16 protein-coding genes, 2 tRNA genes and 3 pseudogenes are annotated in these 15,276 nt (G+C 43.6%); 10 read left to right on the forward strand and 11 right to left on the reverse strand.

Going from position 1 to position 15,276, the window contains the following annotated elements; genetic code table 11:
* Positions 1-89: 89 nt before the first annotated feature.
* The 4 genes and pseudogenes from RIF25_RS04615 to RIF25_RS04630 all read right to left on the reverse strand — a co-directional run bounded on the left by RIF25_RS04615 (position 90) and on the right by RIF25_RS04630 (position 2,315).
* Positions 90-1,075 (reverse strand): annotated as a pseudogene (locus RIF25_RS04615) (transposase).
* 69 nt (positions 1,076-1,144) lie between these two features.
* On the reverse strand, positions 1,145-1,324 hold the full coding sequence (locus tag RIF25_RS04620; RefSeq protein WP_322877380.1) for a hypothetical protein: 180 nt from the start codon (positions 1,322-1,324) through the stop codon (positions 1,145-1,147).
* A gap of 335 nt (positions 1,325-1,659) precedes the next feature.
* Positions 1,660-1,947, reverse strand: a complete 288-nt coding sequence (locus RIF25_RS04625) for a hypothetical protein (protein ID WP_322877381.1) — start codon at positions 1,945-1,947, stop codon at positions 1,660-1,662.
* Complete coding sequence (locus RIF25_RS04630) at positions 1,947-2,315, reverse strand: hypothetical protein (protein WP_322877382.1); 369 nt, start codon at positions 2,313-2,315, stop codon at positions 1,947-1,949. Before RIF25_RS04630 ends, RIF25_RS04625 begins: the two co-directional genes overlap by 1 nt.
* A 679-nt stretch (positions 2,316-2,994) precedes the next feature.
* On the opposite strand from RIF25_RS04630, the gene RIF25_RS04635 reads away from it, so the two are divergent.
* Complete coding sequence (locus RIF25_RS04635; RefSeq protein ID WP_322877383.1) at positions 2,995-3,255, forward strand: hypothetical protein; 261 nt, start codon at positions 2,995-2,997, stop codon at positions 3,253-3,255.
* A 4-nt stretch (positions 3,256-3,259) separates the two neighbouring features.
* On the opposite strand, the gene RIF25_RS04640 is transcribed toward RIF25_RS04635, so the two are convergent.
* The gene (locus RIF25_RS04640) at positions 3,260-4,534 is read right to left on the reverse strand and encodes a helix-turn-helix domain-containing protein (RefSeq protein WP_322877384.1); all 1,275 of its coding nucleotides are present in this window, start codon (positions 4,532-4,534) and stop codon (positions 3,260-3,262) included.
* Positions 4,535-4,560: 26 nt separating this feature from the next.
* Entirely contained in the window at positions 4,561-5,358 is a 798-nt protein-coding gene (locus RIF25_RS04645; RefSeq protein WP_322877385.1) for a hypothetical protein, read from the reverse strand.
* A 168-nt stretch (positions 5,359-5,526) separates the two neighbouring features.
* On the opposite strand from RIF25_RS04645, the gene RIF25_RS04650 reads away from it, so the two are divergent.
* Both RIF25_RS04650 and RIF25_RS04655 read left to right on the forward strand, forming a co-directional pair.
* Complete coding sequence (locus RIF25_RS04650; RefSeq protein WP_322877386.1) at positions 5,527-6,354, forward strand: IS1 family transposase; 828 nt, start codon at positions 5,527-5,529, stop codon at positions 6,352-6,354.
* A gap of 17 nt (positions 6,355-6,371) precedes the next feature.
* Positions 6,372-6,593 (forward strand): annotated as a pseudogene (locus RIF25_RS04655) (IS1 family transposase); the annotation flags it as partial.
* Between the two features lie 455 nt (positions 6,594-7,048).
* On the opposite strand, the gene hypA reads toward RIF25_RS04655, so the two are convergent.
* Positions 7,049-7,426, reverse strand: coding sequence for a hydrogenase maturation nickel metallochaperone HypA (gene hypA, locus RIF25_RS04660; protein ID WP_322877387.1), 378 nt, complete (start codon positions 7,424-7,426; stop codon positions 7,049-7,051).
* A gap of 33 nt (positions 7,427-7,459) precedes the next feature.
* Positions 7,460-8,644, reverse strand: coding sequence for an agmatinase family protein (locus RIF25_RS04665; protein WP_322877388.1), 1,185 nt, complete (start codon positions 8,642-8,644; stop codon positions 7,460-7,462).
* A gap of 153 nt (positions 8,645-8,797) precedes the next feature.
* Here RIF25_RS04665 and RIF25_RS04670 point away from each other — a divergent pair, with 153 nt between their 5' ends.
* Positions 8,798-9,367, forward strand: coding sequence for a hypothetical protein (locus RIF25_RS04670; protein WP_322877389.1), 570 nt, complete (start codon positions 8,798-8,800; stop codon positions 9,365-9,367).
* A 34-nt stretch (positions 9,368-9,401) separates the two neighbouring features.
* Here RIF25_RS04670 and RIF25_RS04675 read toward each other — a convergent pair.
* Positions 9,402-9,485, reverse strand: a tRNA-Leu gene (locus RIF25_RS04675).
* A 165-nt stretch (positions 9,486-9,650) separates the two neighbouring features.
* On the opposite strand from RIF25_RS04675, the gene RIF25_RS04680 reads away from it, so the two are divergent.
* From RIF25_RS04680 to RIF25_RS04690, 3 genes are all read left to right on the forward strand, one after another.
* A tRNA-Ser gene (locus tag RIF25_RS04680) sits at positions 9,651-9,742 on the forward strand.
* A gap of 58 nt (positions 9,743-9,800) precedes the next feature.
* Positions 9,801-10,442, forward strand: coding sequence for a hypothetical protein (locus RIF25_RS04685; protein ID WP_407682330.1), 642 nt, complete (start codon positions 9,801-9,803; stop codon positions 10,440-10,442).
* A gap of 2 nt (positions 10,443-10,444) precedes the next feature.
* A complete protein-coding gene (locus RIF25_RS04690; RefSeq protein WP_322877391.1) occupies positions 10,445-11,251 on the forward strand; it encodes a pentapeptide repeat-containing protein in 807 nt (268 codons plus the stop codon).
* Between the two features lie 23 nt (positions 11,252-11,274).
* Here the strand turns inward: RIF25_RS04690 and RIF25_RS04695 are convergent, their stop codons facing one another.
* Both RIF25_RS04695 and RIF25_RS04700 read right to left on the reverse strand, forming a co-directional pair.
* Positions 11,275-11,607: a hypothetical protein gene (locus tag RIF25_RS04695; RefSeq protein WP_322877392.1), complete on the reverse strand. Its 333-nt coding sequence runs from the start codon at positions 11,605-11,607 to the stop codon at positions 11,275-11,277.
* Positions 11,608-11,673: 66 nt separating this feature from the next.
* Positions 11,674-12,033: a hypothetical protein gene (locus RIF25_RS04700; protein WP_322877393.1), complete on the reverse strand. Its 360-nt coding sequence runs from the start codon at positions 12,031-12,033 to the stop codon at positions 11,674-11,676.
* Between the two features lie 256 nt (positions 12,034-12,289).
* Between RIF25_RS04700 and RIF25_RS04705 the strand changes: the two genes are divergently transcribed.
* The 3 genes and pseudogenes from RIF25_RS04705 to RIF25_RS04715 all read left to right on the forward strand — a co-directional run.
* Positions 12,290-13,960, forward strand: coding sequence for a DNA methyltransferase (locus tag RIF25_RS04705; protein WP_322877394.1), 1,671 nt, complete (start codon positions 12,290-12,292; stop codon positions 13,958-13,960).
* An 8-nt stretch (positions 13,961-13,968) separates the two neighbouring features.
* Positions 13,969-14,955: a DUF4351 domain-containing protein gene (locus RIF25_RS04710; RefSeq protein ID WP_322877395.1), complete on the forward strand. Its 987-nt coding sequence runs from the start codon at positions 13,969-13,971 to the stop codon at positions 14,953-14,955.
* Between the two features lie 125 nt (positions 14,956-15,080).
* Positions 15,081-15,218 (forward strand): annotated as a pseudogene (locus RIF25_RS04715) (DUF4351 domain-containing protein); the annotation flags it as partial.
* Between the last annotated feature and the right edge of the window lie 58 nt (positions 15,219-15,276).

A 15,276-nucleotide genomic window follows, 5' to 3' on the forward strand; every position in this document is an offset into this window, starting at 1 on the left:
TTTACCCACTGTTGCTACTGTGCCAACTAGTCATGAAAAATGCTGTATTTAGAGCAGAAATGTTGAAAGCTTCAATAAAACTTTACAATTCAAGAGACGAGAATCTCTGGTTGCCAATCAAAGCTCCAATGAACGACCGAGCAATGACGGCTCAGTTCGAGTTGCAAATAACGTAGCTTATCTAACATTGTTCGAGCATATAAAATTGGTACATCTATTAACTCCAAAATTAAGTATGCAATCAGAATCATATAAATTTGCGTGTTGACTCCGTTGAGATTCTTAGTGATGAGTTGTTCTAACGATAAATGCATCTTCTGCGAACGAGCTTTGCCCTATAGTAATTTCCATAGATTTTCAATTCCCCAGCGATGCCGATACAATTCACTAATTTCTTCATTCTCAGGTTTGAAATATTCGTAGCCAGACGAAACTCGGCATCATTGTAAATATCATAGAATCGAATGACTCGATAGCAATTGTGATTTAGTTCCGTCTTCATATTGTTTTTAATTCGCACTAGAAATAGATGCTTTAGATGACTCAATTCATCCAGAAATTTCTAATCTGCAAACCCTCTATCCATTATGGTAACTATGTTTTTCGGAATCATCGTCAGGATTTGCTCGATAAATTTAATATCATTTTCTTGACCGAAGTTAATCACACAGTCACTCCTGACATTTTGAGTCAGGTTAAATCCATTCAGGAGCTTGACTTGATGATATCCTTGCGACCAAAAGAGTTGACTGGTTAGAGTAACTACGGTTGAGTCAATCGGGAATAACATCCACTTTGAATGTGAGTTTTTTCGCCTAACTCGCTGTATTAGTTGAGCATAAATTCGCCGAAATAGGCCATCATCACGAGTTTTATTTGCTTTTGAAAAGGTGGATATATCAACCTCAATTCCTGATTTATTTAAACGGTAAAATAAGGCTCGCATACTTGTTAAGCTTTGGTCTAAGATGTAGGTTAACCAGATTTTGAAAAATAGTTGAGAGTTGAGAACGGGGTAATCGTGACCGCTGAGTTGCTTGAGAATCGATTTGACAATGTTTGTAAATGATGCCATGATGAACTCACTATTTTTTGTTTATCTAAAGGGATAATACTTGATTTCTGCCCCTTTTTTTGTACTTTACTAACTTTCAACACTTCTGCCGGCCGCTATATCTCGCTCAATCTCACTGGCTTTAATTTGGACTATGCCCCTGCCAATTGCATCATCCCGAACGCCTAAAGATAGAGTGTGACGCTTACCAGAATGATGCCACCGTAACCGTAATAAACCTCGGTGATGCTCAATCGTAACTTTACTCATGGGAAACCTACGGGGGTAAAAATGGGGGTAAACTCAACGCCCAAATAACCCTTAAAAACCTTCTTTCGTTGGCTTATTGACAATGAAAAGTAGCCTTCAGAAGTGTCTTAAAACTCCCAAAAGCCTTATCTGTTATAGGTTCCCCAACCTATCGGGATGACAGGATTTGAACCTGCGACCCCTTCGTCCCGAACGAAGAGACATTAATTGCTAGAACCAATACCAGATAAGACTTATGAGCATTTTCAATAAAGCATCGGGGTAAATTTCGGGGTAAATCTTCAATCCCTACTGAACAATGTGGGTTTATTTCCAGGCCGGCCTGGAGGTATCAACTAAATCAGTTGTCGCACCCATAACAATCGAGCCAGGCCCGTCAACAGACTGCCACCTAGTAATGTCACCAGGCCAGCGACAAAGACCCATAACCTCCCATCAGTAGAGCGTTGCTGAGTCCGAAGCTCGTTAAGGTCATCTCGCAATCCTTTCAATTCCGCTTGCATCACCTTGACCTCTACGGTTAATGACTGAACATCAGACTTAACCGACTTCATATCGCCTTGGACTTCCTTCAGAACATCAAGAATCTGTCTGGCTTCACTGGCTGTTATCGGTTCACTCATTAGCCTTCTCCCTTGGGTTTTCGCCCGCGCTTAGGTTTTGTCTCAACATCCCCAGGCCCGCTAGTTGCTCCCAAATTGAGAACATCATCACCAGACCCATTAGTGGTATCCAGGCCAGGAGTCGGTGACACCACGCTAGTGGCCTGGGGAGCATTGCCCATCAATTCCCGCTGTGCAGCTTCAGCGATGACACGCCGTACCCACGGAACGCGTTCTTTAGGCGGAAGATTGAACACCGCTTTATCAATGTCTATAGGGAGCTTAACCCCCAGTACCCTACTGGATAGAGGTTGAGACACTTCCCCAAACGCCTTAAACTGCTTTGCCTTAAATTCTGGGGTCTGAACCGGATTAGGATTACCCTTCATTCTTCCCTGTTAACTCTACATCTTAAAACTATATCACGGGGTTAACTGGGATAAGAGAAACTTATTAAGGTTCACGGTTAACTGGGTATATTAAAATCATAGAGGGAGGGCACTACCGCCAAGTCTCACCTTCCCAGGCGTTGGATAATAGGGGGATGAACTGTCCAGATTGCAAATCCACCCAAATCAGTAAATGCCTTAACTGTGGCCGTCAGTTTATCGACTCCTACTCTCCCAAAGGCTATCCCAATACTGTTAAAGAACACCGCTTAAAACTCTATGTCAATGGTCTGGGGTTTCGAGCAATTGAGTGATGCACCGGTGTCAATCATAATACTGTCATTGATTGGGTGAGAACGCTGGGACAAATCCTTCCTAACGCACCGGAGAGTGAGGACTGTCCAGTCATTGCCCAAGTAGATGAATTAGAAACATTTGTGGGTTCAAAAAAAACAAAATTTGGCTATGGACGGCAGTAAATGCCGATGAAGCTGGGATTTTGGCCCGGGTCTTAGCTCGTCTTAATGCTGAGACGTTTTGGAAATTATGGTTAGTACTCCGGTGTTGGCAGTGTTTCTTATACATTACCGATCGGTATCCCGTTCATCCTGGTAGTGGGTCAGTTTGAATGTAACGAATTATTGCAATCAAGCCAGAGTGCTTATGATAATCTGGCAATATGCCAAAACGCTCAAGCAACCCTCGTGACTTAAATCAATTAGCTGCCTACATCGTAGAGCAAGCTACATCCGATACTGCCCCAGAATTGCCACAAACAGAACAGCCACAAGAATCAGATAAGAATCCTGCTGCTGTAGCACTGGGTCGGCTGGGTGGTCTAAAAGGTGGCAAAGCCAGGGCAGAAAAGCTTAATCCAGAAGAAAGAAGTGCAATTGCGAAAAAAGCTGCTGAGGCTAGGTGGAACAAAAGCAAGGAATAGCAATTTATGTCTTTTGTGCAAATGCATCTAAAAAGCTATAAACATTAGTCTTTCTGTTTGATACATTTTTTGTTTCTTCGTAATCAAAATCAACCGGATCATCTATGTCAATAGTATTCCTGGTTTTGAATTCATCTTTCAGATCGATTACTTTTGATTTCTCTTGTTCAAAAGAACTTAAATACCCATCAGGCAGCCCTGCAATCTGTTCAATATCAGAAAAATGTAAGCAAAAGTTATTGTAAACATCTTGTGGAGACTGAGTTCTTGTTTCTAAGACAATTTTGAACGCATCCTTGATTAAGCGCGGCTCTTCACAGATAAGTTCATTATCAAGAGGCTCATTTTTTCTCCATCCATTTCGACTAATAGTTCTTTGTAGAGGAGCCATTTCTACTACACCAGCAATGTCTGGTTTGCTTGCCCTTTGCACTTGAGAAGCAACTGAAACCTTCCATTTTCTCTTAAGATTAATAAATTCGCCAATGCTATATCTCTTTACTTCATTTTTAAATGCAGGCGTAGGGAACAAAAATTCAAAAGCAAACTGATTTGCTTGATATTCGAGCAAGCCATGAAAAACTTCACTTTTAACAATTTCTTTAGGTATCTTCCTATGAAGAACAATATGCCCTAATTCATGAGCAGCATCAAATCTTTGCCTAACAGCAGAGCCTTTGTCCGACCCTATGATGATTTGAAAATAACGCCCTTCAATATTTTGAGAAAAAGCGTCTAATTTATCGCAACCAAAAGGGAATTTTCCTACAAATATTCCATTGTTTTCTAACAAATAAATGACATTACTAATTGGGCCTAAATTCAGTCCCCAATATTTTCTAGTTTTTTGAGAAATTTCCTCTATTTGCTTTTCATCTATTTCTGTCGGATCTGATGGAACGTCAAATAATGGAATATTTGAGGGAGGAAAACTAACAAAACGATCAAGATAAAAAACCATAGAAGAAAAAATTCTATGCTTTTCCTCTGCTGCTTCACGAGCCATCTTTAACTTAGAAAAATAAGATCGATAAAATAATGGACTGTTCGATTTAGGTAAATATATTGAGTTGTTAACAAAAAAGCTCAAAGGCAAATTTAATACTTGGCATATTTGTCCCATAATCTCAGGGCTAGGCGATCTTAAATTCTTTTCATATGCAGAAATTGATGACCTAGTAACTCCTATTTCATTCGCCAAGGTAATAGGCTTAATTCTTCTCAATCTTAGTGCTTGTGAAAGCTTCTCCCCCATGAATCCTGGCGTTCCTTTACTCATAATGCCCCCTTGCAATACATTGATTTTTAGCTGCTTTCACTAATATTATCGTCTTCTTTCTTTTCTTGTATTTCTGCTTTTATTATCTCATTTGTGTTGTCTTTCTTCAATATGATTTGTGTTGGATCGATAGTATTTTCTGAATACAAGTTTATTGATATATCTTTTGACTCAGAAACCCTGATATCTAGAAATTCACATTCAAATATAAAACCGGAATACATTAAATCAGGTAAAATAAGTTTTGTTTGATTTCTGAGGTTTAAAAAGCGAGGTATGCATAACGTCGCATAAAGTCTTTTATCAACAAAAGTACTATCTGGAAAGAGACTTGGTAATCCAATATCAATGTCTCTAAATAAACTTCCTTGACAAATCAGTTCCGTGATGTTCTTCGATGATTTATATTTATACATGGGATTCGATTTGGAGTAAAACTGTTTGTATTGAGTAAATCGGGACATTTCTCCATCTCTATCTCCAAAAGTATGCACAGTAAGAATTAAATTATCTGTAGATATTTTCATGTGATGGGAACCACCCTTTGTTTTGAATATTCCTGTCTTTAATCCTAGGTTTTGAGCAAGTGAAAAAATATCTGCTTCAATCAAGATTCTGCTGAGATTCCCTTGGGTAGCATTAATAACAAACTCCCGCCTTAAGCCAAGATTCTTCATAACGTCACTCCATCTTGATTTAGATGAATCAAGAATCCTTTTGACCCCTAGATCAAACTCAACTGGAAGTGACTGTTTATAAATTTCTAAAAACTGAGATGCCTCATCAATACTTTCTTCTTGTCCATTATTCTCAAACATAGTCATAAGCTAATCCCATATCCGCAAAGTATTGCCTACAACGCGCACCCAAAAACTACTGTTGACAAACCAAGTATGGTTGACTGCGCTATATGTCAACTATATTGGTACTTATTTAAGATTTTGTCAACTATGTACTTGACTTTACTTAACCAGTCAAGCAAAATGGTCAGTATGAATCAATTAGATACTAAGAAACGAGTTCAAGTGATTGCCTGTTTGGTAGAAGGCAACTCAATCCGTTCAACTGTTCGGATGACCGGAGTAGCAAAGAATACAGTAACTAAGTTGCTTGTAGATATTGGCAAGGTTTGTGCAGAGTACCAAGATGCCAATGTGAGACACCTAACCTGCAAACGTATTCGGTGTGATGAGATTTGGGCATTTGTTTATTCAAAGCAGAAAAACGTCCCAGAGGATAAGAAGGGTGAATTTGGCTATGGCGATGTTTATACCTGGACAGGTTTAGATGCTGATACAAAATTGATGGTTAGCTGGCTTGTCGGAAAGCGTGATGCCGCCTATGGAGAAGTTTTTATGCACGATTTGGCAGACCGTTTAACTCATAAAGTCCAACTCACTACAGATGGACATAAAGCTTATCTGGAAGCGGTAGAAAGTGCCTTTGGTGGCTCAATTGATTACGCCATGCTAATTAAGCTTTTTGGAACGCCGACAGAGGGTGATGTACGGTATAGCCCTAGTGTCTGCACAGGCACAAGAACTCAAGTGATTGTTGGACAGCCTGATGCCAAGTATATTGGCACTTCTTATGTAGAACGGCAAAATCTAACTATGAGAATGGGAATGCGGCGATTTACCCGCCTTACCAATGCTTTTTCAAAGAAAGTAGAAAATCTCGAACACGCTGTAGCTTTACACTTTATGTATTACAACTTTGTGCGGGTTCATCAAACCCTTAAGACAACTCCCGCTGTGGCGGCTGGTATCGCAGATTATGTCTGGTCAATCGCAGAGATTGTCTCTCTCCTTGAGAAATAGTCAAACTGACCCACTACCTTCATCCTTGCTGTATTGACGATTGTGACCATTTAGTGAGCAAAACCGCAATGACACGAGTGGAGGGAGAAAATAGTCGTTTAAGACATGACTTAGCCCGATTTCACCGCAAGACATTTTGTTACTCCAAGTCAGAAACACTACTAAAAGCATCTATCAGACTTTTACTTCACTACCTCAAGTTTGGCAGGATTCCAATATTCGGTTCCATCATCCCATGATTGTGCAACGCCGACTTTAAGCAGTTAGCCTCAGAAATAACATGAGCAAACAAGTTGATGAGTATCAAGATAGCATCTTACTTTATAAAGATGTACTTATCGTGCGGCATTTTAACCATGGGAAAAAACAACCTTGCACCTGTCTCCAATGCACATATAGCAATCCGTCTTCATTTGTGAGACTATGTGATCATCACTGCCCTTGATAAGGAGTAGCCCTTCTTTAAGCCTAGGGATAATTCAAAATTTATCAGACGCAAATAATCTTGGGCTAATCTCACGAATCATTACTGTTTACTATATAACCCGAAGGTCATGGGAAGCAGAATGTTCTCGAGCAGTCATTAAACCAACTTAACTCAGTTCAAAAATGTGTCGACAATACTCTTCCCGATAGTTCAATACTTATCAAGTAATAATATAATTATCGAGATGGCTCTTGCTTGGTTGAGAGACTATGGTAGTGATTGCTTGGCCGGGGAGGAATCAGAGAACTCCACCCGTTCAATTTTCAACTCCCGGCCTGAGCGAATATCCTCCATTGGTTGCCCACAATTTAGACAGGCATAGCGTTGACCCATTTCAGGAAAATATTCCTCCTGGCAGCGATGACAAAAAGCAATTAAGGGTGTTTCCATAATCACCAACTCAGCCCCAGCCAAGAAGGTATTTTCGGTCTGCACCTTAAAGGCAAATTGCAAACCCACTGGCTCAACACAGGTAAACTGACCCACGGTTAAATGGACTTTTGTAATTTTTGGTTGCCCAGGTTGTGCATCCCACCAATCTTTGACCGTCATGATCAAGGCTTTGGTCATATCTGTTTCATGCATGGGTCAACTATTCCCCGCAATTTGAGCCAGGATTTACGCCCAAGGCACATCCACATTCATATTGGCCTGAGCATAAATATAATCCGGCTTGGCCTGGCGTGGCAATTGTCCTGAAACCACCAAATGGGCCATGGCATCACAAATCACCCGCGTTGCCATCAAGGAGGTCATATCACTAATGTCATAGGGGGGCGAAACTTCGACCACTTCCATCCCACAAACTGGCGCATTCCGAATAATTTTACCCAGCAAATACAGGGCCTCTCGGGGTAATAAACCACCTGGTTCCGGCCAGCCCGTCCCAGGGACAAAACCAGCATCAATGCAATCAATATCAAAGCTAATCCAAACACAATCTGTGCCATCCAAGGCCCGTTCCAAGGCAAAATCGGCGGCGGCATCCAGGCCCATTTCCGTAATATCCGTTACCGTCAGGATATTTGTTGCCCGTTCTCGACAGACCTTGACCCCTTGCCGCGGCACTTGCCACCCGCCAATTCCCAACTGGACGAGATTCTTGGCCGGAGCATTAGCCATATTGGTGGCATGGAACCAAGGACAGGTATGCATCCGTTCATCCAGGTCGGTTTCTTGGGTATCCACATGGCGGTCAAAGTGAATAATGCCAATTTTCTTATCCCCTAAATGCCGACACACACCCCGCACTGTGGGAAAGCCAATGGAGTGATCGCCGCCCAAAATAATCGGAAACGCCCCAGAGGCAAAAATATGGGCGATGCCTTTGGAAATTTGGTCAAAGGATTTTTCATTATTGGCCGGAATTGTAAAAATATCGCCAACATCACAGAGGGTAATTTGCTCCCGCAGGTCAACCCCAAATTCAAAGTTGTAGGGCGTATAAAGGGCAGAAATCCGGCGAATCCCTTGGGGGCCAAACCGTGTTCCCGGCCGGTAGGTGGTGCCAGAATCGTGCGGGACACCCACAATCGCCACATCATAGTTACCAACTTGACGCACATCTTCTAAGTAGGGAGCTTTCAGAAAGGTGTTAATCCCGGCGAAGTGAGGCAGTTCCCCCCGGGAAAAGGTGGAAATGGTTCGGTCTTTAATACTTTCTGCGGCTTCCAGGCCAAACGCTAACCCCTGGGATACTTCCTGCTGCCAACCGGTCAGGGGTAAATGTCGTTCTTTTTCTAGGGCCTGTTGAGCCTCGGTTGGGGGATTAAACAGGGGAGATTCGCTACTCGAAGAAGTCATAGAAAGCAGTTGCCAGATCGAGGATAAGAAATTTTGTCTAGTGTTAAGAGCTACACTAGCAGCAATTTAGCAAATCGTGATTGATTAAGGCCAGACTCTCTTTGAGATTGGTATCTTGTTAGTGAATCTACCCTTTGACCACCCCCTAATTCTATGGCGTTACAGCATATTGTCTATGAAGAGGTCTTAGTCCGCTATACCGACCCTAACCAAGCAACCCATCTTTTGCGGCAATATCGCCCCTACTTGGAAACCATCCCCAGTATGCGCCGGCCAACGGAAAGCCTGATTACGATTCCCTTACCCATCGCCCAAATCCAACGCCAGAACCCCAATCAAAATGGCCAACGCCAGCAAAGTGTCACCGCCGTGCAACTCCCCTGTGAGCTGGTCTTTCTCATGTGTGACCCAGAGTGGCGAGTGAAGACCGATGTTGAGATTTTAATTTTCATCCATCGGCCTGGTGAACATTTTCCCGACCTGCTCAATCGCTGGCGACAAACCCAAGTTCTTTTACAGCGGGGGTATCACTGGGAAATGCCCCAACATCATCAGGATATTTTTAGTGAAGGAGCCGAGCGGCGATTACCCCTGTTTGTCTTGCTAGATTACAGCAGTGGCCGAATGCGGCGGGGAATGCAGGCGGCCCAGTTACCCTATGTTTGTTTACATCTGACCCAGTCCGACTTAGAGCAGGCCAAAAGCAAAGCAACCCAGGGATAGATGCTGCTTAAATCATTATTGTTGAGGTGGGGGATGCGGAACCGGGGACTTGAACCCCGAAGTCCTTTCGGACACTAGAACCTGAATCTAGCGCGTCTACCAATTCCGCCAGTTCCGCATAAGTTCATTGTTTTGCCCAGTCAGACACCAGGCCCCGTTTCATAGGCGGGATTACTATCTTCTCCCAGAAACAGGAACCACGTCAACTGTAAATTTACAGACTCCAGTAAAAACGAACATGACTATGCGGCTCTCAATCTGCTAGAATAAGCTTTGCTCAGTTGGAGAGATGGCTGAGTGGTCGAAAGCGGCAGATTGCTAATCTGTTGTACGGATCGAAAGGCCGTACCGAGGGTTCGAATCCCTCTCTCTCCGTTTTTCAGGGTTATCCGAGGTGGAGGAAATCTCCAAGTGGTGATTTGGGGTGGCGATTTTGGGCGTTGATCTACGGAGTTATGTCTATCTTGATTCCCTCCAATCTCAACACGCTGCCTACTTAGGAACCGTTGCTCAGGGGTATTTGCCGTTGCCAGGCGAAGCTTCATTATGGGTAGAAATTTCCCCAGGAATTGATATTAATCGGTTATTGGACATTGCCTTAAAAGCTGCAGTTGTCCGTCCAGGGGTGCTATTCATCGAACGGTTATATGGCCTGTTGGAAGTTCATGCCAGCAGTCAGGGGGAGGTGAAGGCCGCCGGTCAAGCCATTTTAGATGCCATTGGTGCTAGGCCGAGGGACTCCTTGCGCCCTAGGATCATCTCTAGTCAAGTGATTCGGAATCTTGATGCCCACCACACCCAACTGATTAACCGTTCCCGGCGGGGGAATATGATTCTTTCTGGACAAACTCTCTATGTTTTTGAAGTTGAACCGGCGGCCTATGCGGCCCTGGCGGCCAATGAAGCTGAAAAAGCAGCCCTGATTAATATTTTGCAAGTCTCTGCGGTCGGAAGTTTTGGGCGATTATTTTTAGGTGGGGCAGAACGGGATATTTTAGCGGCACAGCGGGCCGTCCAGGCCGTGATGGAGTCATTACCGGGGCGAGATTTACTATTGCCTGGCCGACAGGAGTAACTATGGCCAATTCAGAACACCTGGCCCTGCTCCAATATGGGGTTAAGGCTTGGCAGGCCTGGCGGGTTCGTTGTCCTCAAGTGATTCCTGATTTGTCTCAGGCCAATCTTCAAGGACTGGATTTGCGGGGGATTGATTTTTCCCAGGCCCAACTACAGCGAACAAAATTTAACCAGGCCAAGTTAATCGGCTGTAATTTTCAGGCAGCCAACCTCAACCAGGCTAGTTTCTATCGGGCCAATCTCCAACAGGCCAACCTGAGTGAAGCGAGACTAACAGGGGCCTATTTCCTCGGGGCTAATTTAACAGAAACCAACCTCACCAAAGCCGATGTATGCCTGGGGGATTTACGGGAGGTGATCGCTGTAGGAGCAGATTTTAGTTGGGCAACCTTAACCCAATGTGATGGCCGCAATGGCAATTTTGATCAGGCGGATTTTAGCCAGGCCCAGGCTCCCCAGGCCAACTTTAGTCACGCTCGATTACTCCATGCCCACCTGAATTATGGGAACTTTAACCAGGCCATCTTGCACCAAACCGAATTGAGTCAGGCCCAACTGTTTCGCTGTAATTTCTACTGTGCTGATTTAACCGCAGCTTCATTGACCAGTGCTTACGGCGCCGAAACAATTTTCGTCAAGGCTAATTTAACAGCAGCAAACTTATCCTGGGGCTATTGGGGTAAGGCTAATTTCTCGGAAGCTAATTTAATGAACACAAATCTGTCCCGGGCTAAACTGCGAGGTGCTAATTTCAACCGGGCCAACCTGACAACAGCGATCCTTGAGCAGGCTTGGCCACCGCCCTAAACGCCCTGTTTTAACCAGCATCATTATAAGTAGCGAATATCTAAGGCTCGCGAGGGAATAGTTAAGTTACACTCTGCGGTGACTGGATATCCCCCTGCATTCACCCCCCGTAAAACTACTGTGGCTCCACCTTTGCCAGAATAGGAATCAACCAGGCCGGTAACTCGGACTCCATAGCGGGCTAATTCTTTTGAGCAAGTCTGGTAAGCATCATCCACAACGGAATAAGCTAACCACGGCTGGTTGCTGCCCAAAGATTTTCTCGGACTCGGGATCAGAGCTTCTGCGCTTGCCATCATCAAGACAGCACCCGTTACAGTTCCAATCGTCAGCATGAACCGAGCCACAATCGTCATCCAAAATCTAGTCCTTTAATATAAATAATTTCAGGAAATAGGGGAAACTGCCTGAATAAGTACACCCTATCTCAGGTGAATCGTCGTTGGGATAGTGGATAAAAAAACTTGGCCTGGGGCGCAAGATGCTTGCAGGAGGCTAGGAAGAAGATTTTCCACATGGTTCACTCCGACAGGATTTTTCCAGGCCTTGACCACTGAACCATCTCGCAGTTTAAAAATTGGCATTGCTCTTTTGAAATCTCGGCTATGAGCTTGAATCATGCCTGGGACACGATTTAAGAACTCTACAACTTGCTCTGAGACCTTTGAGATTTCATTTGATACAGAGGCTGGATTATTCCAATCTTCTACAGAATCGTGAATTTTTGGGTAAATATTGGAGGCCATTCCGGCAAGTTTGGAGACCGCATCAAACGGATCCATAGCTAAAACCTCGTAGATTTTTTTCAAATATACTCAACAGTCCCCAGGCCTGGCCCCTAAAATCTTTAGTTGTTCTAAAGGCTGACAAACTTCTAAAGAATAATATCTAGGATTGTGATGAACCCTCAGCTTTTGGGATGGGATCATGTCCAGCGACTACCTCACGACCCAGGCCCAGCTTGAATCCCTAGCCGACTTTATCTTTGATTTTAATGAATTATTATGATCTCCAGGCCTGGAACAATAACCAAGAAACATGAAAACCCTTTACTATGGCGACAATTTAGAAGTTTTACGGGCCAGCATTGCCGATGAAAGTGTTGATTTAATTTATCTGGATCCACCATTTAATTCCCAGGCCGGGTACAACATCCTTTTCAAATCTCCCAAAGGTGAAGACTCCCAGGCCCAGATCACCGCGTTTGAAGATACTTGGCAATGGGGCGAAGAATCAGTGCGGGCCTTAGAACAACTGAAATTTAAGCGGGGAGAATTGGCTGAACTGCTGGATTTATTAGTCCGTACTTTGGGTCAAAATTCATTATCGGCTTATTTGGTGATGATGGCAATTCGGCTAGTGGAATTACATCGGGTTTTGAAATCAACAGGCAGCCTTTATTTACACTGTGACCCCACCGCCAGCCATTACCTCAAGATGATTCTGGATTTAATCTTTGAACCAAAAAACTTCAGAAATGAGATTATTTGGAAACGTCAATCCGCTCATAGTGATGCAAAAATAAGATTTTCAAACATTTCAGACACTATCCTTTTCTATGCGAAATCACAGGATACAAAATTTCAAGTTAACTTCATAGCACACGACTCTAACTATATTAAACGGTTCAATCTTGATGATAATGACGGGAAAGGACTATATCAAACCCATGATATGACTGCTCCTGAAGGTGGCGGAATGGCTGCAATCAATAAAGAGACTGGTAAACCTAATGGTTGGTATGAGTGGATGAATTTTCCGCCCCCACCTAGAGGCTGGAGATATAAACTAGACACAATGCAGCGTTTAGATGAAGAAGGAAAAATTTGGTATCCAAAACACGCTGATGGAAGTTTTGACTTTAGTAAAAGACCTCGCCTCAAAAAGTATTTATCTGAACACGAAGGTGCGGTAACTACAAATATTTGGACTGATATTCCCCCAATTAACTCCCAGGCCAAAGAACGATTAGGATACCCAACCCAAAAACCCTTAGCCTTGTTAGAGCGAATTATTCAAGCCAGTAGCAACCCCGGCGATTTAGTTTTAGACCCGTTTTGTGGATGTGGGACAGCAGTTCATGCAGCGGAAAAACTCGGCCGAAATTGGATCGGGATTGATATTACCCACCTCGCCATTAGTTTGATTGAAAAGCGGTTAAAAGATGCATTTCCGGGGATTGAATTTACAGTTGAAGGCACACCCCAAGACCTCGCCGCTGCCCAAGACCTTGCCCAACGGGATAAATATCAATTTCAATGGTGGGCCTGTTCCTTAGTGAATGCTCAACCCTACAAAGGCAAAAGGAAAGGGGCTGATGGCGGCATTGATGGGCAAATCTTTTTTACGGATTTTGTCAATGGTAAGCCGGAGATTAGAAAAATTATTGTCTCAGTTAAAGGCGGGGAAAATGTCTCTCTCACGATGCTTAAGGATTTAATTGCCACCGTTGCCAGTAACAAAGCTGAATTAGGACTTTTTATCACCTTAGCTAATCCCACCAAACCGATGCTGAAAGAGGCAGCCAATGCCGGATTTTATCAAGCCGGAAATGGTAAGGCCTATCCTAAAATTCAAGTCCTGACGATTGCCGGTTTATTGGATGGTTCACAACGGGCTGAATATTTTGATCTAACTATGGGTAGCCTCAACTTTAAAAAAGCAACCATCGAAGATACTGGCCTGGCGAGTCAACCATCTTTATTTTAAGAATAATAATGTCTTCATCTGACACACCACCCCAAACAGACAGTGACTCCCCCTGGAAAGAACTGATTGAAGCCTTTTTCCCTGAATTTATCGAATTTTTCCTGCCCGAAGCCTTCCCTGAAATTGACTGGAACCAAGGCTATGAGTTTTTAGATAACGAGCTCCAGCAAATTACCGCCGATGCCGAACTGGGCCGCCGCACCACCGATAAGCTGATTAAAGTTTGGACAATGGCACAGACCGAGGCCTGGGTTTTGGTTCATGTGGAAGTTCAAAGCACATCAAACGCAAACTTTGCCGAGCGGATGTTTGTCTATCGTTATCGAATTTATGATCGTTTTCGGAAACCCGTCGCAAGTGTGGCAATTTTAGCCGATGAAACAGCCAATTGGCGACCGTCTGAATTTCGAGAAACCCTATGGGGCAGTGAAAATTACACTCGTTTTCAAAGTATCAAGCTGCTGGACTATCAATCCCAGGCCAACACACTCCTAACTTCGACTAATCCGTTTGCCATTGCCGTTGTTGCCCATCTCCGGGCCTTAGCCACCAAAAAAGACCGTCTGCTCCGAAAGCAGTGGAAATTAGAACTGGTAAAACTTCTTTATGAGAAAAACTATGACTCAGCCAAAATTATTAACTTATTTCGCTTTATTGATTGGTTACTCAGCTTGCCCCAAGAACTTACGCTAGACTTTTGGCAGGAGTTAGCAGCCCATGAACGGGAGAAACGTATGCCTTATATTACTAGTGTGGAACGCATTGGCTTAGAGAAAGGGTTACAACAAGGCCTACAACAAGGCCTACAACAAGGCTTGGAGCAAGAGGCTTCTCTTATTATTCGACAATTAGGATTACGCGTTGGACATTTATCAGAAGAAAAAATTGCTCAGATTCGTTCACTCCCGCAGCCACAATTAGAAGACCTTGGCCTGGCACTCTTAAACTTTGAAGATATTAATGATTTCCAGGCCTGGTTAGAGTCTCATTCCTAATCAAATTCTGGTCTGTTATGTTGGGATTTACAATCAGTGAATTGAAAGAAAGTCGCTTTTACCAAGAAGCCAAACAAGATGGAGAGCTAGAAATCCTCACGCGGCAGTTGTAACGGCGTTTTGGTGCTTTGTCCCTGTCCCTAGAATCCCAACTTCAGAGCTTATCCCAGGCCCAGCTTGAATCCTTGGCCGAATCTATTTTTGACTTTAATCAGTTATCCGATGTCCAGGCCTGGATCAATCACCTAGAAAACGGCGGTTAGTGATCAATCTTTAACAAGCCCAAGCTGCCTTGAAAGCCCCAGGCCTGGAGTTCAAACG

The sequence above is a fragment of the Pseudocalidococcus azoricus BACA0444 genome (assembly GCF_031729055.1).
GTDB classification, from domain to species: domain Bacteria; phylum Cyanobacteriota; class Cyanobacteriia; order Thermosynechococcales; family Thermosynechococcaceae; genus Pseudocalidococcus; species Pseudocalidococcus azoricus.